General features: G+C 44.7%; 19 protein-coding genes and 1 other annotated feature. Of the genes, 7 read left to right on the forward strand and 12 right to left on the reverse strand.

The genetic code is table 11. The features are described 5' to 3' along the window. The first annotated feature begins 50 nt into the window (after nt 1-50). The 4 genes from htpG (at nt 51) to GVO62_RS01830 (ending at nt 4068) form a co-directional block, all read left to right on the forward strand. Nucleotides 51-1973 carry a molecular chaperone HtpG gene (gene htpG / locus GVO62_RS01815; RefSeq protein WP_159117481.1) on the forward strand — a complete coding sequence of 641 codons (1923 nt, stop codon included), beginning with the start codon at nt 51-53 and terminating at the stop codon, nt 1971-1973. Nucleotides 1974-2323: 350 nt separating this feature from the next. Beyond that, on the forward strand, nt 2324-2968 hold the full coding sequence (gene adk, locus GVO62_RS01820) for an adenylate kinase (protein WP_159117482.1): 645 nt from the start codon (nt 2324-2326) through the stop codon (nt 2966-2968). 149 nt (nt 2969-3117) lie between these two features. Beyond that, the gene (locus tag GVO62_RS01825) at nt 3118-3513 is read left to right on the forward strand and encodes an MAPEG family protein (RefSeq protein WP_105929296.1); all 396 of its coding nucleotides are present in this window, start codon (nt 3118-3120) and stop codon (nt 3511-3513) included. A gap of 240 nt (nt 3514-3753) precedes the next feature. Continuing rightward, nucleotides 3754-4068, forward strand: coding sequence for a hypothetical protein (locus GVO62_RS01830; protein WP_159117483.1), 315 nt, complete (start codon nt 3754-3756; stop codon nt 4066-4068). Nucleotides 4069-4421: 353 nt separating this feature from the next. Here the strand turns inward: GVO62_RS01830 and GVO62_RS01835 are convergent, their stop codons facing one another. Beyond that, entirely contained in the window at nt 4422-7016 is a 2595-nt protein-coding gene (locus tag GVO62_RS01835; RefSeq protein WP_159117484.1) for a TonB-dependent receptor, read from the reverse strand. A 465-nt stretch (nt 7017-7481) separates the two neighbouring features. Next, nucleotides 7482-8117, reverse strand: coding sequence for a signal peptidase I (gene lepB / locus GVO62_RS01840; protein WP_173360208.1), 636 nt, complete (start codon nt 8115-8117; stop codon nt 7482-7484). 363 nt (nt 8118-8480) lie between these two features. On the opposite strand from lepB, the gene GVO62_RS01845 reads away from it, so the two are divergent. Further along, nucleotides 8481-11360 carry a M16 family metallopeptidase gene (locus GVO62_RS01845; RefSeq protein WP_159117485.1) on the forward strand — a complete coding sequence of 960 codons (2880 nt, stop codon included), beginning with the start codon at nt 8481-8483 and terminating at the stop codon, nt 11358-11360. A gap of 119 nt (nt 11361-11479) precedes the next feature. Here the strand turns inward: GVO62_RS01845 and GVO62_RS01850 are convergent, their stop codons facing one another. After that, complete coding sequence (locus GVO62_RS01850; RefSeq protein WP_159117486.1) at nt 11480-13615, reverse strand: methyl-accepting chemotaxis protein; 2136 nt, start codon at nt 13613-13615, stop codon at nt 11480-11482. A gap of 308 nt (nt 13616-13923) precedes the next feature. On the opposite strand from GVO62_RS01850, the gene GVO62_RS01855 reads away from it, so the two are divergent. After that, nucleotides 13924-14769 carry a formate/nitrite transporter family protein gene (locus GVO62_RS01855; RefSeq protein ID WP_159117487.1) on the forward strand — a complete coding sequence of 282 codons (846 nt, stop codon included), beginning with the start codon at nt 13924-13926 and terminating at the stop codon, nt 14767-14769. Between the two features lie 75 nt (nt 14770-14844). Here GVO62_RS01855 and hisIE read toward each other — a convergent pair whose 3' ends face one another. From hisIE to hisG, 8 genes are read right to left on the reverse strand one after another with little or no spacing between them, the layout of a single operon-like run. Beyond that, the gene (gene hisIE, locus GVO62_RS01860) at nt 14845-15462 is read right to left on the reverse strand and encodes a bifunctional phosphoribosyl-AMP cyclohydrolase/phosphoribosyl-ATP diphosphatase HisIE (RefSeq protein WP_159117488.1); all 618 of its coding nucleotides are present in this window, start codon (nt 15460-15462) and stop codon (nt 14845-14847) included. Beyond that, a complete protein-coding gene (gene hisF, locus GVO62_RS01865) occupies nt 15459-16271 on the reverse strand; it encodes an imidazole glycerol phosphate synthase subunit HisF (RefSeq protein ID WP_159117489.1) in 813 nt (270 codons plus the stop codon). Before hisF ends, hisIE begins: the two co-directional genes overlap by 4 nt. Next, on the reverse strand, nt 16253-16990 hold the full coding sequence (hisA, locus tag GVO62_RS01870; protein WP_159117490.1) for a 1-(5-phosphoribosyl)-5-[(5-phosphoribosylamino)methylideneamino]imidazole-4-carboxamide isomerase: 738 nt from the start codon (nt 16988-16990) through the stop codon (nt 16253-16255). The genes hisF and hisA overlap by 19 nt, the downstream gene beginning before the upstream one ends. After that, entirely contained in the window at nt 16990-17619 is a 630-nt protein-coding gene (hisH, locus tag GVO62_RS01875; RefSeq protein ID WP_159117491.1) for an imidazole glycerol phosphate synthase subunit HisH, read from the reverse strand. Before hisH ends, hisA begins: the two co-directional genes overlap by 1 nt. After that, entirely contained in the window at nt 17619-18689 is a 1071-nt protein-coding gene (gene hisB, locus GVO62_RS01880) for a bifunctional histidinol-phosphatase/imidazoleglycerol-phosphate dehydratase HisB (protein WP_159117492.1), read from the reverse strand. Before hisB ends, hisH begins: the two co-directional genes overlap by 1 nt. Continuing rightward, nucleotides 18686-19765, reverse strand: coding sequence for a histidinol-phosphate transaminase (gene hisC, locus GVO62_RS01885; protein ID WP_159117493.1), 1080 nt, complete (start codon nt 19763-19765; stop codon nt 18686-18688). Before hisC ends, hisB begins: the two co-directional genes overlap by 4 nt. Beyond that, a complete protein-coding gene (hisD, locus tag GVO62_RS01890; protein WP_159117494.1) occupies nt 19765-21069 on the reverse strand; it encodes a histidinol dehydrogenase in 1305 nt (434 codons plus the stop codon). Before hisD ends, hisC begins: the two co-directional genes overlap by 1 nt. 13 nt (nt 21070-21082) lie before the next feature. Continuing rightward, nucleotides 21083-21985, reverse strand: a complete 903-nt coding sequence (gene hisG, locus GVO62_RS01895; protein ID WP_159117495.1) for an ATP phosphoribosyltransferase — start codon at nt 21983-21985, stop codon at nt 21083-21085. A 50-nt stretch (nt 21986-22035) separates the two neighbouring features. Further along, nucleotides 22036-22153 (reverse strand) — a sequence feature (His leader region). Between the two features lie 230 nt (nt 22154-22383). Between hisG and GVO62_RS01900 the strand changes: the two genes are divergently transcribed. After that, nucleotides 22384-22623 carry a hypothetical protein gene (locus tag GVO62_RS01900; protein ID WP_159117496.1) on the forward strand — a complete coding sequence of 80 codons (240 nt, stop codon included), beginning with the start codon at nt 22384-22386 and terminating at the stop codon, nt 22621-22623. A gap of 15 nt (nt 22624-22638) precedes the next feature. Here the strand turns inward: GVO62_RS01900 and GVO62_RS01905 are convergent, their stop codons facing one another. Beyond that, nucleotides 22639-23412, reverse strand: a complete 774-nt coding sequence (locus GVO62_RS01905) for a ParA family protein (RefSeq protein ID WP_159117497.1) — start codon at nt 23410-23412, stop codon at nt 22639-22641. Nucleotides 23413-23524: the final 112 nt, after the last annotated feature.

Genomic DNA, 23524 nt, shown 5'->3' on the forward strand with positions numbered 1-23524 from the left:
TTACCTAATTAACATCAAACGTGATCCATTCAACGAGGAGATATTGGATTATGGCTGAAGCAGCCCAAAAAGAAACCCACGGTTTTCAAACAGAAGTAAAACAGCTTCTTCAACTGATGATTCACTCTTTGTATTCAAACAAAGAAATTTTTCTACGCGAGCTGGTCTCAAACGCGGCAGATGCTGCAGACAAACTGCGCTTTCGTGCGCTAGAAAATGATAGCCTGTATGAAAATGATGGTGAATTAAACGTAAAGCTGAGCGTCGATAAAGAGGCAAACACGGTAACGATTACCGATAACGGTATTGGTATGACTCGCGATGAAGTAATCGCGAACTTAGGCACCATCGCAAAATCTGGCACTAAAGACTTCTTCAGCAAGCTTTCTGGCGATAGCGCGAAAGACTCGCAGCTTATTGGTCAGTTCGGTGTAGGCTTCTACTCAGCGTTTATCGTTGCAGACAAAGTGACGGTTCGTACTCGTGCAGCTGGCGCTGATGCCTCTACCGGTGTCGAATGGGTTTCAGACGGTGAAGGTGAATTCACTATCGCTGAAATCAACAAACCTACTCGCGGTACGGAAATTACGCTTCATCTACGTGAAGACGAAAAAGAATTTGCCGACACATGGCGCCTTCGCTCTATCGTAAGCAAATACTCTGACCACATTAGCATTCCTGTGCAAATGTGGAAGGACGAAGTGCCAGAGAGGGAAGGTCCGGATGGCGAAAAAATAGAAGCTCAGCCTGGTGAGTGGGAAGTGGTTAACAAAGCCACCGCGCTTTGGACTCGTGAAAAGTCTGATATTACTGACGAAGAATACAACGAATTCTACAAGCATATTTCTCACGACTTCGCTGATCCGCTAGCATGGGCACACAACAAAGTAGAAGGTAAAACAGAGTACACTAGCCTGCTTTACATACCTTCTAAAGCGCCGTTCGACATGTGGAACCGCGACCAAAACCATGGTCTTAAGCTTTACGTCCAACGCGTTTTCATCATGGATGACGCAGAGCAGTTTATGCCGACCTATCTGCGCTTTGTGAAAGGTTTGCTAGATAGTAACGATCTACCGCTAAACGTGTCTCGTGAAATCCTTCAAGACAACAAGATTACCCAAGCACTACGTCAAGGTTGTACCAAGCGCGTTCTACAAATGCTAGAGAAAATGGCGAAGAATGACAGTGAAAAGTATCAGTCGTTCTGGAACGAATTTGGTAACGTGTTGAAAGAGGGGCCAGCAGAAGACTTTAGTAATCGCGAGAAAATTGCCGGCCTATTGCGATTTGCATCTACCCATGGTGAATCTGACGCACAAACAGTTTCATTAGCTGATTATATTGAGCGCATGAAAGAAGGTCAGGACAAGATTTACTACGTGACTGCAGATAGCTTGCAAGCAGCGAAGTCTAGCCCACACCTTGAGATCTTCCGTAAGAAGGGAATCGAAGTACTGCTAATGGGCGAGCGCATTGACGAATGGTTAATGTCTCACCTAACTGAGTTTAATGAGAAGCAGTTTGTTTCTATCGCGAAAGGAAACTTAGATTTAGGCGACTTAGAAGACGAAGAATCTAAGAAAGCCCAAGAAGAGGCAGAAAAAGAAGTTGCAGGTGTACTTGAAAGAGCAAAAGCTGCGCTCGGAGATAAGGTAGTAGATGTTAAGTTTACACATCGTCTTACTGATTCACCTGCAGTTATCGTTGCTGACGATAACGGCATGACTACGCAAATGATGAAGCTGATGCAGGCGGCTGGCCAGACAGTGCCAGACGTGAAGTATCACTTCGAACTAAATCCTGAGCATAGCTTGGTTAAACTGCTTGCTGACACGCAAGATGAAGAGCTATTTAATCAGTGGGTAGGTGTGTTATTCGACCAAGCTGCGCTATCAGAACAGGGCAGCTTGAAAGACCCTTCTAGTTTTGTTCAGAACTTGAACACTTTATTAATGAAGTTGGCCAAATAGGCAAGTGAATTAGAATATTTACGTAAAAAACGGGCACCATGCCCGTTTTTTTATTGTAACGTCCTATAAAATTAAGTTTGACAGTTTTATTGTGCTATATTTTGGCAGTTAAAAATGTCAAGTTAATCGCTATGGGCGTTAAGTTATTCAGCTTCAGCAGGGGATGAGTTGTTTGGTAACTTCCTCATCAACATAAGTGTAAACCTATAAAAGCGCCAATAAGCTGAACATATATTCGCCATTAGTCTTAAGATTAACATTACGGTACTCCTTACACTTGTCACCCCTGTGTTGAATGTGTAAAGTGCCCGAAGTAAAAAGTTTAAAAATCATAAGCGGAGAACGCACTCATGCGAATCATTCTTCTCGGCGCTCCTGGCGCGGGTAAGGGCACACAAGCTCAGTTCTTGATGGGCAAATATGGCATTCCACAAATTTCAACGGGCGATATGCTTCGTGCTGCGATTAAAGCGGGCACTGAGCTTGGTCTTGAAGCAAAGCGTGTAATGGATGAAGGTAAGCTTGTTTCTGATGAAATCATCATTGGTCTAGTTAAAGAGCGTATCGCTCAAGACGACTGTAAAGATGGCTTCTTGTTAGATGGTTTCCCTCGCACTATTCCACAAGCTGATGCAATGAAAGAAGCTGGTGTTTCTGTTGATCACTGCATTGAGTTTGACGTTCCAGACGATGTAATTGTAGAGCGCATGGGGGGCCGTCGTGTTCACCCTGCATCGGGCCGTGTATATCACGTGGTATATAACCCACCGAAGGTGGAAGGGAAAGATAACGAGACCGGCGATGACCTAATTGTTCGTGATGACGATAAGGAAGAAACGGTACGCAAGCGCCTTGCAATTTACCATGAGCAAACCAAGCCGCTTGTAAATTACTACAGCGCAGAAGCCGAAGCTGGAAACTGTGAGTACCATAAGCTAGACGGTACTCGCCAAGTTGAAGAAGTAAGTGCTGAACTTGCAGAGCGTTTAGGCTAATCGTCGACAACGTTTACAAAAGGTCGCTTATGCGGCCTTTTTTGTTGCTTGTAACTTACTAGCAGATAACGTTTAATTGCGTTCATGATGATGAGAACGCAACTGCCGACCATTTCATCGCGATACAACTATAACATGTGGAGTTAACCATGGTTTTGCCAATCACGGCGTTTTACGCCAGCCTGCTGGGTATTTGTTACCTGTATTTGTCGTTTTTAGTTATTGGAGCCAGACGTCGCCACCAAGTAGGTATTGGAGATGGCGGTCATGAAGATCTTATTCGTCTGTCTAGAGCCCATGGTAATTTTAGTGAATACGTTCCTATTACGCTTATAATGATCGCGTGCTTCGAAGCCAATACGGGTCAAGTGTGGGCGGTTCACGCGCTAGGCAGTGCACTATTATTTGGTCGTGTGCTGCATGCCTATGGCCTAGGACGCCACTCTGGCGTTAGTTGGCAACGCTTCGCCGGTATGATTCTAACCTTCCTCGCTATGCTTTGTGCTGCCGTGGGTAACTTGGTACTTATTCATTTCGGTATGTGAATCAGGTGTACAGTCAGCAAGTTTACGAATAAAAAATGCCAGCTAAGCTGGCATTTTTTATATATGAAACTCAACAAATCAATTAAATCTTATCGAAGTGCTGATGGCGTTCGTTAAACAGATACGGTGGACAGGTCTTTTTCATTGCTGTTATGGATAAAGTGTTTTGGTCAACACACTTATATGTCGAGTTTATTGCTGTGTTGATAGTGTTTTAACATAATATCTGAAGGAAATATCATGGAAAGAGACATAAATTTAAATAGTCACGAACTCTCAAAAGAAGAGTTGGAAAAGGTTAGTGGTGCATGGCTCGCTAATGTTATTGGTGCTTTTGCAGGAGCCGTTGGAGGCGTTTATGGCGCGGCTATAGCAGGAGGTGGTGGCGCTAGTTCTAAATCACTATGGTCAGCAGGTTTAGTTGGTGCGGGTACTGGCTTTTTCAACCCAGTGGGTAGCGTTGGTCGTTTAGCTGGGTCTATAGGTTTAGGGGTAGGCGGTGGTGCAATAGGTAACGCCGTTGATTCTCAGTACGAAAAAACTACAGATGAGTAATCCACATAAGAATACGAAAGCTTACATTGATTGAAAGCTTGTAGATATGTTCAGTACCAGAGAGCGGGATGTAAAGAATGATGTTAAAAGCTTTAGTTTTATTAATACTGATAATTTTCTACACGTTTTTACTAAAGCGCCGCTTTAACGTAAAAATGTTGGATGCTTGGAGAGCTAAAACTGTCGGCTCAGAAATATTGGTGTACGTGATGATAGCGTTACCTATTATTCTCGCATGGCTTACCACACTTCTTATTGAGTCCTTGTTCTTTTAAACCAAAGTCTATCAATGCAAATAAAAAAGCGCTCGGTGTATATAAAATGCATCGAGCGCTTTGTCTTCTTAGATACCTTTAGAAGCGGCAAGTTACTTTGGAGTAAACAAAACGGCCACGAGGGTTGTGTACACTGCCTACGTAACCATAAAGATCGCTATCGCCATCACCAATTGCAAACGGCGGCTCTTCATCTAGCAGGTTGTTTGAACCAATGACCAAGCGAAGATTATCGCTGTAGTTATAACCAAATTGTAAGTCTACCAGCATTTGAGAATCAACGGTTCTAGACGTATTTTCCTCGAAATCTAATACACCGTCGAAATCAATATCTGGGGTGTCTTCAAACTCACCAATAAAGCTAATGTTTAGGTTGGCATCAAACGCGCCTTTTGACCAAGTAGTGCCGAACAACCAGCGGTGTTCTGGATAACCGTATTCGCCCGTATATTCTAAACCGTCTTTTTCAAACTTATTCATGTAAGACCAATCTAGGTTAAAGCGCACGTTACCGTATTCTTGCAATTCCATGCTGTAATTAGCACTGAAATCAACACCTGATGCTTCTTGTGATGAGACATTCTGATAGGTGTTGAAAATTTTCTGAATAACACCTAGTGACTCACCTTGCTGAGGGTCTAAACGAACACAGACTGTACTGTCTTGATTATTACATTCTGCATCGTAAACAAGACCGAACTGCTGCTCGTCGATTTTGTTATCTTGGGTAATACTCCATACATCAATGCTCAAACCGAGTTCTTGAATAGGTGCGTAGATCACACCAACGTTCCACGACTCTGACTCTTCTGCATCAAGATTAGGGTTACCCGCAAACTCGATATTGTAGTCTAGCGATTCACAGTCTTGACCCGTTGCCTCACAGCGATATTGGTCTACGAAGAATACGCTTTTCTGCGATGGACCAAGGCCAACTTGTGCAAGAGAGGGTGCTCTAAACCCTTGTGCCCATGAGCCGCGAACTGTGACTTCATCACTTGGTGCCCAACGTAATGCGATTTTAGGATTGGTTGTGCTGCCAAAGTCACTGTAATGATCGTAACGGCCAGCGAGTTGAAGCTCTAGTTGATCAGCCAATGGAATTGATAACTCTAGATATGCTGCGTACTGGTCCCGTTCTGCTGAAGCTGAAACCGATTCAGTACCAAAAATGAGTCCCCGTTGGAACTGCACATCAGGAATATCAGACACTTGCTCTTCGCGATACTCGACACCCGCAGCCATCATCACAACGTCGTCACCAAAGCTAAAGGCTTCACCAGTGATATGTGCATCAACACTTGTCATGCGAGACTCACCGCGGCGTACAAGGCTTGTAGTGATTTCGTCAATCACACTTTGTGGGTTGGTTACGCCGCCGAAAGGGTTATAGTTACCAAGATCGATTTGTTCTTGTAGCCAGTCAACACGCACCCAACCTTGTGATTGGTCACCGCTTTGCTCCGAACGGCTTCGTCCTTTTTGTACTGATGCTTCCCAGTCGTAATCGTTAAATGTACCGCGTAATCCCGCAACTAAACGAAGGGTATCAGACTCAATATCCCAACGGCGAGCGCCTGCATCAACCGGGCGGTAGCGACCAATTTCAATGTCCTGACCAAATGGGTTGTTGGGGTGAGTCCCCGGAACGGTTAGGCCCGCATCTTCATCCAAGGGCGTTGCTGCGCCGCCTGCTTCCGATGTGTTGTGCTGCATAGCAACTTCCATAAACGCTGTGGTCTCATCGCCAATTTTGTAATCGAATTGGCCGATAAAGCCTACGCGCTCAGAGGCTGGAATTGTTAATCCAAACGGGCCGTAATCGAATAAGCAACTGCCAGAAGCCGTAGCGCTATCTGCAGGGCAGTCTGGATCGATTGTTTTGACGCCATCTACATAGAAGTAGCCTGGGTAACCCCGTGATGAACGAAAATCCATACCGCCATACGGTGACTGGTTGGCCGTACCAAAACGGCCCATTTCATCAGCACCCAGCGTGCTGTTATTGAAATAGTCAATAATAACGGTTGCGCTGCTTTTTTCGCTTTGAGAGCCCCACAGAATACTTGCAGTGGTTTCGTCATAGCTAGGGCCAGTTGTGCCGCCATAGCCAGCGTTAATTTCAAGACCTTCATAGTCTTTCTTAAGTACAACGTTAACTACACCTGCTACCGCATCGGAGCCATAAATCGCAGATGCGCCGTCTTTTAGAATATCAATGCGCTCAATGGCAGATACGGGTATCGAGTTAATATCTACAAATGAGTTGGTGATACTTTCGGCAAAGGCGCTGATGGCGACGCGGCGGCCGTTAATGAGAACTAGCGTTGCATCTGGTCCCATACCTCTGAGTGATACTGCTGCTGCGCCATTAGCGGTAGAATCTTGGCTGTTGTTGCGAGTTGAAAAAGTACCGGCACCCGTGGCTGGCATTCTTTCTAAAAGCTGCTGTAAGTTTTCATAGCCCATGCCTTCAATCATTGTTGCGTCAATTGACTGAATAGGAGAGGGGCCTTCCATATCTGTGCGCTTAATGCGTGAACCGGTGACTGCAATTCGCTCAAGGTTCGCTGCTTCTTCATCAGCTTGCTGCGCATGTACAGGACTTAGTGAGGTAATTCCTGCAAGTGCCAATCCCACTGCTATAGCACTTATTTTACGACCTTGTTTCATTGTTATTTCCTTATTATCCATTTACTTGTTGTGTGTTGCTGCAACATAAGTATGTTACGAACTCATGAATAGCATTTCTAATACTAAAGTTGCAATAGTAGCAATGGCGAAATTTGTGACACTTGGTTACAAGGTGTGTAAAGCAGGTATTCCTTTTTTACTTTTTAAAAGCGGCGTTATGAAATTTTGTGAAGAGAAAAAAGCCACGTTCCCATTGAGATGGAAAGCAAACCTAAGATTTAGAAATAGACGAGAGAGTACAGTGAGATAGGTTAATGCGTTTAATATTTGTACATAAATTAGGGGTTCTCAGCTCTCAGAAATATTTAGAGGTGCTCGCATTACCTCTAATACGCTCTGCAATTTGCTTCCCTTTCAAGCGAAGAATAATTAGACGCTGGTAAAGGTCGCTTAATAATATCTCTTCACGTTATCTGATGAAGGGAAGTCTCGACGGTAGTTCTATTATAACGCGGTGAAAAATCTTTCCTTTCTAGGCAGGTACATATCTTCAGTATCGAGTGAAAACGCAACATAATTTGCTTTTCCCTGTATTTCTTCAACAGGAATAAAACCGTAATAGCGAGAGTCTACGCTATTATTTCTGTTGTCACCTAGTGCGAGCACATGACCTTTAGGCACGGTTACAGCATTAAAGCTTTTCGCTGGGCTAGGTAGCGGATTAAGCGCAATTGTACGGGTATGCCCTAATATGTTTTCTAAAAAAAGAGAGCTACCCTTTGCTTCAACTGAAGCTTTCTCATCGTTAATAGATAGCCGATTTTCTTCTAGTTGCACCGTATCACCTTCTACTGCAACAACTCGCTTTATAAGTCTGGTATCAGCCGCGTGGCTATTGATAATAACAATGTCTCCGCGATTGACAGCGCCGGTTTTCGCAAGGACAACGTCTGTAAATGGAATTTCTAGCGTGTAGGCAGATTTATCAACAATAACTCTGTCTCCAACGTAAATGGTGGGTTCCATCGAACCAGTTGGCACATAGTACCAATCTGCTACACTGCTTCGAAAAGAGAAAAGTAACACCACAAACAAAATAAACGGGAAGTTGCTTCTAACACTTTGCTTAATGTTAATCACTATGGAGTCCTTTAATTAACTTTTCTCTTTTAATCTAATCACGTTGGTGAGCCTTCACTGCAATAATTCGCTCGTAGATGTAGATTGTTCCCTTGCTAATTTGTTCCGTTTTGGCCGTGTGAAAATGTAACCAACTGTGTCAGAAGCTTAGTAATAACGCGGTGAATTGAACCAAATGAAATTTGAACGTTAAAGGCTTATATTTAATTTTTATTTTTATATCAGTTGTTTAGGTTTGCTTTTGTTATGGGTTTTGAACGTCCTCAGCATTGATAGCGCATTTTTCCAGCAAAAGGAATATCATGGCGCTAACAATGGGCCTGTGTTAATTATTATGGTTTTGATAGTCGAAGAACTTACAGCATGCTCAATTCCTTTAAACGAACCAGGCTATATACAGCAGTCGCGGTTGTTGCATTAAGCACATTATCAATCGGATGCACGAATAATAATCCCCCGGCCAGCAGCCAAGCTGCTGTCGAAAATGCCACCTCATTCAATGTAAATTATGAACGCTTCACGCTTGATAACGGGTTAACTGTTATTTTGCATGTAGATAGATCTGACCCTGTAGCGGCGGTCGCGTTAACTGCGCATGTGGGGTCTGCCAGAGAAAAAGAGGGGAGAACGGGATTTGCTCATCTCTTTGAGCATTTATTGTTTCTAGAGTCTGAAAACCTCGGTAAAGGTGGCTTAGATAAGCTAAGCGCCAGAATTGGGGGCTCAGGGGCGAATGGATCTACTAGCCGAGACAGCACCAACTATTATCAAACGGTGCCTATTGATGCGCTTGAAAAAATGATTTGGGCAGAGGCTGATAAATTAGGTTATTTCATTAACACAGTAACAGACCCTGTGCTCGCTAAAGAAAAGCAGGTGGTGAAAAATGAAAAGCGTCAAAGTGTTGATAATCGCCCTTACGGTCATAACCAATATGTAATTGATAAAAACCTATACCCAGAGGGTCATCCCTATAGTTGGCAAGTCATTGGTTCTCTAGAAGATTTGCAAAATGCCACGCTGGCAGATGTTAAAGAGTTTTTTAATAAATGGTACGTACCTAATAATGTGGTGCTAACCATTGCAGGTGATATTGACGTTGCCCAAACGAAAGCATGGGTTAGAAAATATTTCGATGAAATTCCGTCCGGCGAACCTATAGAAAAACTAACGCCTCAACCTGCAAAACTAGAAACCACGGTAAAACGCTTTCACATAGATAATTTTGCACAAGCGCCGATGTTAACGATGGTATGGCCAACGGTGCCTGAATATCACCGAGACTACTACGCGCTTCAAGTACTTTCCCAATATTTAAGCCAAGGGAAAAATGCACCGCTTAATCAAGTTCTCATCGACGAGAAAAAATTCACCAGCAATGTTTATTTATACGGCTACGACGCGGAAATTGCGGGACAGCTTCAGCTACAAACAATGGCGTTTAATGGTGTCGATTTAAATCAAGTTTTAGACGGTGTTAATGAAGCATTTGCGCGTTTTGAGAAAGACGGAATTTCATCAGAGGATTTAGCGCGTATTAAAGCAGGACAGGAAATGGAGTTCTATAAAGGGCTGTCCAGTGTTCTAGGGAAAGGCTTCCAGCTTGCGCAATACGAAATTTTTGCTGGCGGCGCCGGGTTTACTAGCCAGGACGTGCAAAAAATACTAGGCGTTAGCCAACAAGACGTTATGCGGGTGTACAACGCCTACATCAAAGATAAGCCATATGTCGCTACCAGCTTTGTACCTAAGGGAGAGCAAAGCTTAGTGCTTAAGGGATCGACAGCGGCGCAGGTGGTCGAAGAGCAGATAGTTGCTGGTGCTGAAGAAAGTTTTGATGCGTCGGTCGTTGCCGATTATGAGCGCACGCCGTCCTCGTTCGATCGAACGAAAGAACCTAGCTATGGCGACAGCGTAACTATTACGCCCCCAGAAGTTTGGCAAACTGACTTGTCTTCAGGGCTTCGCATTGCTGGTATTTCTAATGATGAAGTACCGCTAGTAATGTTTGAACTGAAACTTGATGGCGGAATGCTTTTCGACCAAGAGGATAAGAGAGGCACCGCAAACTTGCTGGCGGCAACGTTGCTTAAAGGAACCGCGACTAAATCGCCACAGGAGCTCGAGCAGGAGCTAGAGCTACTTGGCGCATCTATTGAAGCCAATGCATCTGAAATGGATATCACGATAAGCGGAACGGTACTCTCTAAGCATTTCGATGCACTTATGCAGCTAGTGTCGGAAGTTGTGCTTTCTCCTCGCTTTGATGAACAAGAATTTGAACTGGCTAAAAACGATACAATCAATCAAATTGAACAAATCAGAGCCAATCCAAATGCAATTGCAGCTGTGGAATTCAAAGCACTGCTTTACGGGCAAGATCACCCATTTGCAAACACGGCATTAGGGGATATGCAAAGCGTACCTTCTATTACCATTGAGGACGTTAAAGCTTATTACGAGAAAAATTTCTCACCTTCTCTGACGAAGTTACATGTTGCTGGCGATATTGAGCAAAAGGCTGTTACTAAGGCCATATCAAACCTTAATACGCGGTGGGCCCAAAAAGACGTGACGTTACCAGCGGTATCAGAGCCAAAATTACCTGACGATGCCCAGTTATTTTTCTATGACGTGCCTAACGCAAAGCAGTCGGTCTTGTATTTTGGTCACGTGGCACCAAAAGTTACCCATCCAGACGCGTACAAGGCGAGCGTAATGAACTATCGGTTGGGCGGCGGCGGTTTTGCGTCACAGCTCATGCAGGAGTTGCGAGAAAATAAGGGCTATACCTATGGTATTCGCTCTTCGTTTTCTAGCGACCAATATACGGGTGAATTTACAATAAGAAGCGCTGTACGTACTAACGTCACACTAGAAGCTACCCAAGCCATCAAAGATATCTTGTCTTCGTATCAGTCTGATTTTTCAAGTGAAGACTTAGCTGTTACCAAAGGTTTTACCCTTAAATCAGGCGCGCGCGCTTTCGAAACACTGGGGGCTAAACTGAATATGGTAAGTGAAATAAGTGACTTTGGGCTTGCCGATGACTATGTGCTGCAGCAACAGACTGAAGTAGAAAACCTGACCGTGAATGACGTCAAACAATTGTACGCCAACTACATTCACCCAGATAAAATGATTTATCTAATTGTAGGCGATAAAGCTTCTCAATTTGAACGTTTGAAGGCACTGGGCCTTGGCACGCCTATTTTGCTCAATCCTTCTAATCAGCAGGACTAGTTATTCGTTGTTAAGCAAGGAGTAACGCAAGTGTTCAACACCAAAATACAGGGTAAATAACATCAAAAGGCTCGTATGAATTGCATTCTTACAAGCCTTTTTTCCATGCGTTGAACGGCTTAATGGGTTTTTAGTTTGGCCAACAGCTCCCTAAGCGTGCTTACAGCACTGAAGATAGCTTTAGAGCTTTCTGCTGATGCTTTAGAGTTAGTGGAAACGTCAGACGTTGCATTACCAATAACCACCATATTTCTATTCAGTTCTTCACTCACTTGACTTTGTTCTTCTGCTGCAGCTGCCATTTGGGTCATGCGTTCACTGATTTCTCCAATCTGCAGTACTGTGGTCTGCATTTTTCCTAACGCGGATTGTGAAAGTTGAGCCGCATCTTCAGCTTTTCGACTGCCCGAGTGAATAGTGTTTACTGTATGATCAACTTCACTTTGTAATGCTGTGATAACTTTGCCAATTTCACCCACTGACTCTGCGGTCTTTGAGGCGAGAGAGCGAACTTCATCAGCAACGACACTAAACCCTCTGCCATTTTCACCCGCGCGTGCAGCCTCAATGGCAGCGTTTAGGGCCAATAGATTAGTTTGATCGGCTATCGCACCAATAACGTCAAGAATCTTTTTGATGTCAGCACTTCGCTGAGACACCGCTTGAACCGCATCCGATGCGTTTTGCATCTCTTTAGATAGCTCTGTCACCGAGTGTGTCGATTCTGAAATCTCGCTTTCCGTTTGTTTCACTGAATTGGTAGCGTTATCTGCATTATCAGCTGCATCGGCAGCTGTTCTCGCTACCTCTTGCGCGGTTTGAGACATTTCAGTAATAGCGGTAACGACACTGTCTATTTCAGCCTGCTGTACTTGGATTAGTGAGTTTGTACTTTCGGTGTGGCGCTGCGTTTCTCCACTTTGCTCAATGACCTGAGCACACGACTGTTTGGCTTGATCAAGGAGCTCCCGAACGCGCTCCTTAAAGAGATTGAACGCTTCACTTAACTGAATGAGTTCCGCGTGCGAATGCACGTGAATATTTTGCGTTAAATCTCCACCCTGTCCAGCGAGTTCTTCCATTCGCTCAGCGACTTGACGTACGGGTTGGATGATACTTTTTGTAAATACAAAAACGAGGGTAAGTGCAACAGCTGTACATATTATCGCCACGATAAGTTGTGTCGATAGCAGTGACGTCACTGCTGAAGAAATCATCGATTCGAGGGAGGTAACCGGCGCCATTGCATGTGTTTTACTCACGCCAACGATCATTTTCCATTTCACATCCGCAAGGGGTAGTGATATGTCTTGAGTGACATACAACATGCCATCGTTTTCAATAAGTCCAGACTGTTGTTTTGCACTTAACAGCATGTTTGATTTGGCTTTATCATTAAAAACCTCAGTAAATAGTCGAGCCAGTTTGTCCTTTGCATCGGTTGCTGCAACGACTAAACCGTTTTGACTGACAACATAGACCTCAGCATTACCGTCATAGAGCGAAGCTTTGAGGCCTTCAGCTCGCTTTTGAATAATAGGAAGGTTTAGATCGGTTCCAACTACGCCGCGGAATTGGTTATTTGCGATAACAGGAACAGTTAGACTAGTCATTAACTCGGTATAGCCTTCGCGAATTTCGTACTGATAAGGGTTAGAAACGCAGGGCTTACGTGTTTCTTCATTACACAAATACCATTCAGCTGCTCTAAACCCGAATTCATCAAGCGTTGTATCATGCTTTAACTCGGGATCAGTAATTGCTATCTGCTCAGCAGCGCCGTTCGTTCCTCGAATAAAATAAACCTCGAAGCTGCCTGTTCCTGGCGTTGAATGAGACTTACCGCTTATGTTTTCAGAAGCTTTACCGTCAAACCTGTTTGTTTCAAACTGCGCATAAACGCTTGAGGTTAAATTCGTATCCAACATACTTTCAACTAAGCGCTCGGTCTGTTCGCGGCTCAATGACAGCGAATCACTCGCTTCTATGCTTTTAGTAAGTTGAGCCGCTAACGCGTTTGGCAAAATATGTGCACTGTTAATAAGTGCTTCCGTTTGCGCTGCATATTGAGATGCCTTGGCAGATACAGTCTTCTGTATCTGGTCTACAATTTCTTGATTAACATGCTGGTCTATTTCTTTTTCTGTCCGCTCAAGTAAAAGATAACTCACACAAATAAACACTGCGGCGAGGAGTATAAAAAGCATGCCAACAACAGACATAAGCTTGGAAGAAAGAGAATGACTTTTTTTCATTTATAAAAACAACTTTGGTTAAAAAGAGACCAGTACTGAACATAGTACATTTTTGCGATTTTTAGCGGGACAATCCGAATTATTTGGTGGATATTGCACGATTAAGGTAGCGATACGCATTGTACATAATTCGTTCTATAACGTCAGTTGTCTATTCATCTTTGTTGTTTTGGTTTTTATACCTTTGTATTGGCCCTAATACGTTAATGCATGAAGAGGTGTTTTTGACCAAAAACAAGCGTGCCTTACGTATTATCTTTAGTTGCGTATACAAATGACGTAAAAAAATGAGAAAACTGGAGAGGTTGATGGCTAAAGATGCTAAGGATTCGGGCGACAGACAGCAAGATGTGGCGTTGAGTCATACCGAAGAAAAGGATGTAAGAGATAACCAAAGCTTAAATTCTGTTTCTTTGTACGCCATTGTACATAGGGAAGGGCTTGAGGAACTTCAGCGCCCTATAATGTCGTTATGGTGGTCAGGGGTTGCAGCAGGTATCGGTATATCGATTTCAATCCTAGCCGAAGGCATTCTGCATCACCTCTTTGCAAATTCTCCCAATCAGTTTGTTATTGAGAATTTGGGCTACACCGTCGGGTTCGTGTTGGTTATCGTTGGTCGACTACAGCTTTTCACCGAAAATACGCTTTCGGTCATTCTTCCGCTATTAAGCAAGCCATCGTTAAATATGGGATTTTGTATTGCGCGTCTGTGGTCTATTGTTTTCGCCGCTAATATGTTCGGCACCTTTCTAGCTGCATTATTTAGCTATACCCTGCAAGCTGTGCCTCCAGAGCTGGTTGAAGGGATGACCGCTATATCTGAGCATTATGCCAAGTTATCACCGTCAGACGCTTTTTCTTACGGTATTACGTCTGGATTTATTATCGCCGCTATCGTGTGGATGAAGCCTTCGGTTAAGCATTCCCAAATATTCATGATTGTGATTTTTACCTATTTAATTGCGATAGGTAATTTTACGCACGTAATTGCCGGCTCAACAGAGCTCTTCTTGTTAGCACTACAAGATAAGATAACTATTATCGAAACCGTTTCTCTTATCGGCGCTACATTGCTCGGGAATATCGTTGGCGGAACAGGGCTGTTCGCACTGCTGGCTTATGGGCAAGTGGTAAGGGAAATTGAGAAGTAACATTCAGTAGATAAAAATGCCCTTAGCGCAAAAACGCGAAGGGCATTTTAGATAAAAAGTTAGCGCACTCGTAAATTACTTATGACGCTGACGCAACACGTTAAGTGCATCGTTAAGCGACATGTCGCTTGCTTGAAGTAGTACAGTTAGGTGATACAACAAATCTGCGGCTTCGTTTTTAAGCTCTTCTTTGTCGTGCACCGTTGCTGCCAATGCGGTTTCTACACCTTCTTCACCTACCTTTTGCGCTATGCGCTTAATGCCTTTGTTGTAAAGACTAGCTGTGTAGCTGCTTTTTGGGTCGGCATTTTTGCGTGCAGCTAGTACTCGCTCTAAGTCTGCAAGAAAGGTAAATGCTGGTGTGTTGCCGTCAAACCAACAGCTTTCAACGCCGGTGTGGCATGTCGGGCCGTTAGGGTTGGCTAATACTAACAGTGAATCTTGGTCACAGTCGCAGGCCACGCTCACTAAATCTAGCGTGTTACCAGACGTTTCACCTTTGGTCCAAAGGCGCTGCTTTGAACGGCTGAAAAAGGTCACTTTACCCGTTTCAAGAGTTTTCGCTAGGGCATCTTGGTCCATATAACCTTGCATTAATACCTTGCCAGATAATGCGTCTTGCACAATGGCAGGCAGCAAGTTGTCCATTTTGTCCCAGGCTAGCTTATTGCTATTGTCATTATTAATGATCACGGGTTTACTCCTTCTGCTTGCGCCGTTAATCCGTGACGCTTACGCATGGCAACGCCATTGCTGGTTAACTCTGCTTTTAGCTCATCAATGTTGATGATGCCTTTGTGAAATACCGATGCTGCCAGGGCACCATCTACGTCAGCTTGTTGGAACACATCAGTAAAGTGAGCAATTTCGCCTGCACCACCTGATGCTATTAACGGTACTTCGCATACATCGCGTACGGCCTTCAGCTGCTTCACATCATAACCTTTACGCACGCCGTCCTGGTTCATACAGTTCAGTACAATTTCACCTGCACCACGCGACTGCACTTCTTTAATCCAGTCGAAGGTTTGCCACTGACTTTTCTGCGTGCGGCTCTCATCACCGGTGAATTTATACACTTCATACTGGTCGGTCGCTTCGTTATAGAAACTGTCGATACCGATTACAACACACTGCTGACCGTATACGTCGTGAAGCTGATTAATAAGATCTGGGTTGTTAAGGGCAGGGGAGTTAATTGAAATCTTATCTGCACCCATTTCCAAAATGCGCCCAGCGTCCTCAATGCTTTTAATGCCGCCAGCTACGCAAAACGGGACATCAATAACCTGTGCAATTCGGCTTACCCAACTTTTATCTACCACACGGGCGTCAGAGCTCGCAGTAATATCGTAAAATACCAACTCATCGGCGCCAGCTTTTGCGTATTGCTCGGCAAGGGGTACAATATCGCCAATGATTTCGTGGTTTCTAAACTGAACGCCCTTAACAACTTTGCCGTCGCGTACGTCCAAACACGGTATTATGCGTTTTGCCAGCATGCGATAGCCTCCTTAACCGTAAACTTACCTTCAAGTAGTGCGCGACCTAGAATAACACCGCCAACGTTTGTGGGTTTTAGCGCTTCAATATCAGCAATACTGCCAATACCACCCGACGCTTGCCAGCTTATATTAGGGAAACGGGCTGCCATTTCTTGATAGAGTTCGGTGTTCGCGCCTTGCAGTGTACCGTCGCGGCTAATATCGGTGCATAGCACGTGCTTAGCGCCTACCGTAGCGAAATCTTCCAGTAAGCCTTCAAGGGCTACGCCAGAGTTTTCTTGCCAGCCGTGGGTGGCAATAAGCTTTTCACCGCTATCGCTTATATTGATATCAAGGGCCAGTACAATGTGCTCTGGGCCGTATTTTTCTACCCAAGACTTTACAAGCTCGGGTTGTTTTACAGCCAAAGAACCAATCACTACGCGGCTTACGCCAATTTCAAGTAATTGCGCCACTTCTTCTTCGCTACGAATGCCGCCGCCCGCTTGAAACTTCATGCGCTTGGTGTCGACCATAGACTTGATAAGCGAAAGCTGACGCTTGCTGGTGTCTTTGGCGCCCGTAAGATCAACTATGTGTAGCCAAGTTGCGCCTTGGTCGGCATAGTCGTGAACCACGTCTACTGGGTCCAGTTCGTATTGGGTTTTCTGCTCGTAGTCGCCTTGATATAAGCGCACTACGTGTCCGTCAATAAGATCAATCGCTGGAATAATCATTATAGGTTCACAAAGTTAGTCAGTAATTGTGCTCCGGCCTCGCCAGAACGCTCTGGGTGAAATTGCACCCCGTAAAAGTTGTCTTTATTTATAGCTGCTGAAAACGTATTGCCATAAGTGCAGCTTGCAAGCGTGTGCTCGTATTCAGGAACGGCAAAACTGTGCACAAAGTAAAAGTAGGTATCTTGTGGGATGCCTTTGAACAAACTTTCGTTTTTATGAGAGACGGTGTTCCAACCCATGTGAGGCAAGCGCACGCCTTTCGATTCCATGCGCGCTACGTGACCTGGCATAAGGTTCAAACAGTCAATGTTGCCTGTACCTTTAAAACCACCTTCGGCGCTGGTTTCAACCATAAGCTGCATGCCTAAACATACGCCAAGCACAGGTTGTGTAAGCGACTGAAGGGTTTCCACTAGCGCTTTTTGCTTAATGCTTGTCATTGCCGCCGCCGCGGTACCTACACCCGGTAAAAAGACCTTGTCAGCGCTTTTAATCACGTTTACGTCGTCAGATACGTCTACTTCAACGCCCAAGCGCTCAAGGGCAAAGCGTACCGATGAAATGTTGGCGCAGCCGGTGTTTACTATTACGATTTTTTGTCGCTGGCTGGAATTTACCACTGACATTACAGTGCTCCTTTACTGCTTGGTAGTGCATCGCCTTGACGGGTAATAGCTTGACGTAGCGCTCGGCCAAATACTTTAAACAAGCTCTCTACCTGGTGGTGAGCATTACCTTCGCTGGTGGAAAGGTGTAATGATAACCCCATGCTTTGTGCAAGCGAGTAGAAGAAATGCGGCACCATTTCAGTGGCCATTTCACCTACCTGATCACGGCTAAATTCAGCCTCAAACTTAAGGTGCGGACGGTTCGAAATATCCATAATACATTCCGCACGACATTCATCCATTGGCAACGCAAAGCCAAAACGTCCAATTCCCCGTTTATCGCCCAGCGCTTTTTTAAGGGCTTCGCCAAGAGCAAGGGCGGTATCTTCTACACTGTGGTGATCGTCAATGTGCAAATCGCCACTGGTAGTTAGGTTTAGCTCGAAGCCACCGTGGGTCGCAATCTGGTCCAGCATGTGGTCAAAAAAGCCCATGCCGGTTTGAATTGTCGACTTAGCTTGCGAGTCTAAATCTACGCGAACGCGAATGTCGGTTTCAGAGGTTGTGCGTACCACTTCTGCTATACGTGAAGATGCAAGCAAGCTTTTCTGAATATCATTCCAGTTTAAGCTCTCGCGGTTGTACTGAAAGCTGCGAATACCCATGTTTTCAGCAAGCTGCACATCGGTAATTCTGTCACCAATCACAAACGAGCGGGTGAAATCCACTTTGCCTTGCTGCAGGTATTCTTGAACTAAACCGAGTTTTGGCTTGCGGCATGTGCAGTTATCAGCATCGAAGTGCGGGCAAATAAGCACGTCATCGAATACCACGCCTTGGCTTTCGAAAATGGCCATCATGGCATTGTGTGGCTTGTCGAAATCTTCTTGCGGGAAACTGTCTGTACCCAAGCCGTCTTGATTACTTACCATCACGAGTTTAAACCCAGCTGCCTTTAGTTTAAGCAACACGGGAATTACGTTTGGCTCGAAAACCAGCTTCTCTAAACTATCTAATTGCTTATCTACTGGCGGCTCTTCTACGAGTGTACCGTCGCGGTCAATAAATAAAATGGCTTGCTGACTCATGCCGCGTCCTCATTATTTTTAAATTCGTTAATTAACTGCATTAAACGCTGATTTTGCTCTTCAGTGCCGATGCTTACCCGTAAACAGTTGTGTAAATTAAGCTGTTTTGATTGATCGCGAATTAGCATGCCTTTGCTAACTAGGTATTGCATTAGTGCTTGCGCGTTTGCGTAGCGGAATAAGATAAAGTTTGCTCGTCTGTCACCCACCAATTCAAAGCCATTAATTGATGCCAGCGCTTCGGCTAAGGCCTCTTTTTCGCGATTAATGGTTGCCACTTGAAGTTCAAGTAGCGTTAACGATTCTGCCGACAATGCTTGTGCGGCAATCTGCGCCACTGGCTCTGGAATAGGATAAGGCGCTATTACTTTAAGCAGAGCTTGAATCACCGGTGCTTGGGCGAGGGTAAAACCACAGCGAAGACCGGCAAGTGCAAACGCTTTAGACAGCGTACGAAGTACCACCAAGTTGGGGTAGTTGTTTATTTCATTTGCCCACGTATTATCGGCATCAAACTCAATGTAGGCTTCATCTACAACAACGAGTGCTTTATCGGCAAAGTGATTGAGCACGGTTTTAATGTCTTCACGAGCAACTGGCGTACCGGTAGGGTTATTAGGCGCACAGATGAAAATCACGTTAACGTCATCTTCAGCGCATACAGCATTCACGTTAAGGCTAAAGTCGTCGTTAAGCGGCACTTTTTTGATGCCTACATCACAGGTTTCAGCACTGATGGCATACATACCGTAGGTAGGTGGGCAAATCAGAATGCTGTCTTTACCCGGCGTACAGAAGGTACGAATAAGTAACTCGATGCCCTCATCTGCACCGCGGGTAACAATAAGCTGCGACTTATCAAGCCCTGCGTAGTTTGCGTAACCACTCACTACCGCTTCAGGCTGACACGATGGATAGCGGTTAAAGTTACCGCTATCTACACTGTATTCGTTGGCATAAGGTGACTCGTTAGCGTTAAGCCAGTCTTGACCACCTGAAAACAAGCGACGCGCCGATTCATAAGGCTTTAGCGGCACTAAGTTTTCATTAATTAAGTTATCGATAAGTGCCGACATTAGGCGTCTCCCTGTTTAAGCGCCAGCATACGAAGTGCAACGGCTTGTTCGTGTGCATCTAACCCTTCTGCTGCCGCTAGTGCCATAATCGCAGGGCCTAAATTACGCATGCCATCTTCACTTAGTTCTTGAATTGTGTAGCGACGCATAAAGTCCAACAGGCCAAGGCTAGAGTAGTTCTTTGCATAGCCGTATGTGGGAAGCACGTGGTTCGTACCTGACGCATAATCACCAGCAGATTCTGGTGACCACGGGCCTAAGAAAATAGAGCCGGCGTATTTAATTTTTGGTAAGTAATCGCGAGCATTCTCAATTTGCACAATTAAGTGCTCAGCTGCATAGGCGTTGCTTGCTTCAATGGCTTGTTCAATGGAATCGGCCAATATATAGCGTGCATTTTCCATAGCTGGGCGAGCGATTTCAGCACGAGACAGCGTAGCTAATTGGCGTTCAACCGCGGCTTTTGCTTCTTCAATAAGCGTAGCGCTGTTAGATACCAAAATTGCTTGGGAATCTGGGCCGTGCTCGGCTTGAGACAGTAAATCTGCAGCTACAAACTCAGGGTTTGCGAATTCATCGGCTAGCACCAATACCTCTGACGGACCCGCCGGCATATCAATAGCAGCACCATCAGCACGTTGGCTAACTTGCTGTTTAGCTTCGGTAACAAAGCTATTGCCAGGGCCGAAGATTTTATCGACCTGAGGAATCGTTTCAGTACCCAATGCCATGGCTGCAACCGCTTGAGCGCCACCACACAAGAAGATTTTATCAATGCCGCATTTTCTTGCCGCGTAGGCAATTTCGGGCGCAATAAGTTGTTCTTTGTTTGGCGGTGTGCAAAGCAGTTTATTTTCACAGCCTGCCACCAATGCAGGCACGCCCAGCATTAACACGGTTGATGGAAGTGGTGCGCTGCCGCCCGGGATATAAAGACCCACTGCATCAAGGGCGGTGAAGCGCAGCTCGCATTTAACACCAGGCGTTGTGGTTAGCGCAATATCACTAGGCATTTGCGCTTCGTGAAACATTTTTATGTTGTTGAACGCCGTGTCGATAGCGTTTGCGACTTCAGGTGTTACCTTAGCTGCTAGGGCATCGATATTCTCTTGCGAAAGCACAAGGCTTTTTATATCTGGGCAATCGAACTTACGAGTATAGTCGAGAACTGCCGCATCACCTTCTGCTTCAACGCGGGCGATAATGTCGCCCACGGTCTGCTTTAATTGTTGGCTATTGGCCATAGCCGGGCGAGCTAGCGCCTGTTTTTTCTCATTTGCTGAAAGAGATGACCAAGTAATCATAATTGCCTGCCTTTTAGCCCATCATTTTTTCGATTGGCATTACAAGAATAGAGCTACAACCAAGGGCTTTGAGCTTTTCCATGGTTTCCCAGAATAAGGTTTCTGTAGAAACAACGTGGATAGCTACTTGCTCTTCGTTTCCAGCAAGTGGAAGTACCGTTGGATTTTCAGCACCTGGAAGTAGACTTTTAACTTGCTCTAAATAAGCTTTTGGCGCGTGTAGCATGATGTACTTACTTTCTTTTGCCAGTAATACGCCATCAACACGTGGCATTAGACGGTTAACCAGTGTTTCTTTCTCGTCGCTAAGTTCGCCGTCTGCGCGCTTAATAAGTACTGCTTTACTGCGGAAGATAACGTCTTTTTCCACAAGGCCATTTGCTTCAAGTGTTGCGCCTGTAGAAACCAAGTCACAAATAGCGTCAGCGACACCCGCGCGTGGTGCAACTTCCACTGAACCTTGAAGCATTACGGCTTTTGCGTTAATGCCTTGGTCCTTGAAATAACGCTCAAGAAGGTAAGGGTAGGTGGTCGCTACCTTTTTGCCTTCTAGAGACTGAATGCCGTCATATTTCATTTCGTTAGGGACTGCGATTGATAAGCGACAGCCACCGTAGTCTAGACGACGTAACACTTCATATTCAAACGGCTTACCCGCAGCTTTGCGCTCAAGCATTTTTTCTTCAAGCTCGTTTTCGCCGATAAAGCCAAGGTCACATACGCCATCCATAACAAGGCCTGGAATATCGTCGTCACGTACGCGAAGCAAATCAATAGGCTGGTTCGTTGAATGCGCAATCAGCAGGCGATCACGAATGTTCAGTTTTATGCCGATTGCTTTTAGAAGTGCGATGCTGTCATCACTTAAGCGACCTGATTTCTGTACGGCAATTCGAAGTCTGTTGCTGTTACTCATTGAAACGTTCCTTACACGTTGTGTTTTAACTTTTGATTGCGCCTAAAACGAAAAACCCCCGGAAGTTTCCTTCCGAGGGTCGAGAATTTTTCTATCTGCGCCGTTGGAAGGAAATATAGACCTTCCAGCACGAACCTGAAAGGTTATGCTTTGTGGTGATGGTGATGTTTCGCCGCGCAGTTAATCATTTTAGTGAATATAATTCCTAATTTCGAACGGCTGAAACATTAGCGGTTTGAGCCTCGATTTGCAAGGCAAAAGTGAACTCTTTTCCTACATTAACTCTAAATTAATATACATATAATAAAACTATTCGTTATGAATAAGTTGTGAACCATAATTTTGAGCACCACTCGGCCGATAAATTCTATAAACCCATACACATTTTAGGAGGGCGTATGAGCAACGATCTGCTGTTTCCCATTTTGCCTCGCAATACCAAAGTGCCGATTGAACCCGATGAGCGGGTGAAAAAAGTGCAGAAAACGAAGAAGTCTGAGCACATTAGTGAAGAAGACCGCGACAATTTCCAAGACATAAAGCGTACCGAGGTAATTGATGCATCAGCTGAGAACTCGAAAGACAAAGAACGAGACAATAAGAGCGGTGGGCTTAAGCACATTGATATTGATGTCTAATGTATCTTTTTAGTATTAGGTTTTGTCCGCGTTTAGCTCTGCAAATAAGGCGGCAATCTGTCCCGTCACTTTATGTTTAGACAAATAGAAGGGAAGTGGAATACGCTTGGAATGGGACTCTTTCACCTTTACCGTGGCGCTGATATAGCTATCTAATACTGGTAAACCCTCCGACTTGAGTGAGTTCACCAATTGTCCAGGAAGCTTCGCCTGACTATTAAATTGATTAACCACAATACCCAACAAACGTAGCTCAGGATTGTGATCCTCTTTAAGCTCCATCGCATTGTCGAGCAACCGCAAAATAGCCTGTGCGGAAAAATCATCGCAATCAAAAGGAACGCAAAACCCATCTGCAGCAATAAGTGCCGCTTTAGAGTAAAAGTTGAAATTAGGTGGTGTGTCGATAAAAATATTATCGAAATCGCCCTTTAATTCTTTTAGTGCGTCTTTGAGTTTAAAAATTTTATATCGAGATTCGAGTTCTCGCTCTACGTCAGCCAAAGCTGGTGAGGAAGGCATAATAAAGAGGTTTTCAAAAGGGGTTGGATGAACAAATTCAATAGGCTTTTTAGCCGTTCTGAATATTCCCACCACTTGTTTAAACATATCAGCAACAGAATTGCTTTTTTCGCTGGCGTCAAACCCCGCGTAGTGAGTACTGTTTCCCTGGGCATCTAAGTCTACTAATAGCGTTTTGTGGCCCACCTTCGCGCTTTGTGCGGCTAAATTGGTACTAATCGTTGATTTACCCACCCCACCTTTTTGATTAAATACCACGACAATCATACGCAATCCCTATGTTGAAACAGTTATTGAACACATCAATTGACTAAAATATGCCCAAATACCATTGTGGATGCAAAATATTGTTTTTATTTTGAACGTTAGCTCTCTGTTA

It is taken from the genome of Alteromonas sp. KUL150 (assembly GCF_009811475.1).
GTDB classification, from domain to species: Bacteria; Pseudomonadota; Gammaproteobacteria; order Enterobacterales; family Alteromonadaceae; genus Alteromonas; species Alteromonas gracilis.

Coding starts and splice junctions, on each gene's coding strand:
- htpG (WP_159117481.1), top strand. CDS start 51: ATGGCTGAAGCAGCCCAAAAAGAAACCCACGGTTTTCAAACAGAAGTA.
- adk (WP_159117482.1), top strand. CDS start 2,324: ATGCGAATCATTCTTCTCGGCGCTCCTGGCGCGGGTAAGGGCACACAA.
- GVO62_RS01825 (WP_105929296.1), top strand. CDS start 3,118: ATGGTTTTGCCAATCACGGCGTTTTACGCCAGCCTGCTGGGTATTTGT.
- GVO62_RS01830 (WP_159117483.1), top strand. CDS start 3,754: ATGGAAAGAGACATAAATTTAAATAGTCACGAACTCTCAAAAGAAGAG.
- GVO62_RS01835 (WP_159117484.1), bottom strand. CDS start 7,016: ATGAAACAAGGTCGTAAAATAAGTGCTATAGCAGTGGGATTGGCACTT.
- GVO62_RS01845 (WP_159117485.1), top strand. CDS start 8,481: ATGCTCAATTCCTTTAAACGAACCAGGCTATATACAGCAGTCGCGGTT.
- GVO62_RS01850 (WP_159117486.1), bottom strand. CDS start 13,615: ATGAAAAAAAGTCATTCTCTTTCTTCCAAGCTTATGTCTGTTGTTGGC.
- GVO62_RS01855 (WP_159117487.1), top strand. CDS start 13,924: ATGGCTAAAGATGCTAAGGATTCGGGCGACAGACAGCAAGATGTGGCG.
- hisF (WP_159117489.1), bottom strand. CDS start 16,271: ATGCTGGCAAAACGCATAATACCGTGTTTGGACGTACGCGACGGCAAA.
- hisA (WP_159117490.1), bottom strand. CDS start 16,990: ATGATTATTCCAGCGATTGATCTTATTGACGGACACGTAGTGCGCTTA.
- hisH (WP_159117491.1), bottom strand. CDS start 17,619: ATGTCAGTGGTAAATTCCAGCCAGCGACAAAAAATCGTAATAGTAAAC.
- hisB (WP_159117492.1), bottom strand. CDS start 18,689: ATGAGTCAGCAAGCCATTTTATTTATTGACCGCGACGGTACACTCGTA.
- hisC (WP_159117493.1), bottom strand. CDS start 19,765: ATGTCGGCACTTATCGATAACTTAATTAATGAAAACTTAGTGCCGCTA.
- hisD (WP_159117494.1), bottom strand. CDS start 21,069: ATGATTACTTGGTCATCTCTTTCAGCAAATGAGAAAAAACAGGCGCTA.
- hisG (WP_159117495.1), bottom strand. CDS start 21,985: ATGAGTAACAGCAACAGACTTCGAATTGCCGTACAGAAATCAGGTCGC.
- GVO62_RS01900 (WP_159117496.1), top strand. CDS start 22,384: ATGAGCAACGATCTGCTGTTTCCCATTTTGCCTCGCAATACCAAAGTG.
- GVO62_RS01905 (WP_159117497.1), bottom strand. CDS start 23,412: ATGATTGTCGTGGTATTTAATCAAAAAGGTGGGGTGGGTAAATCAACG.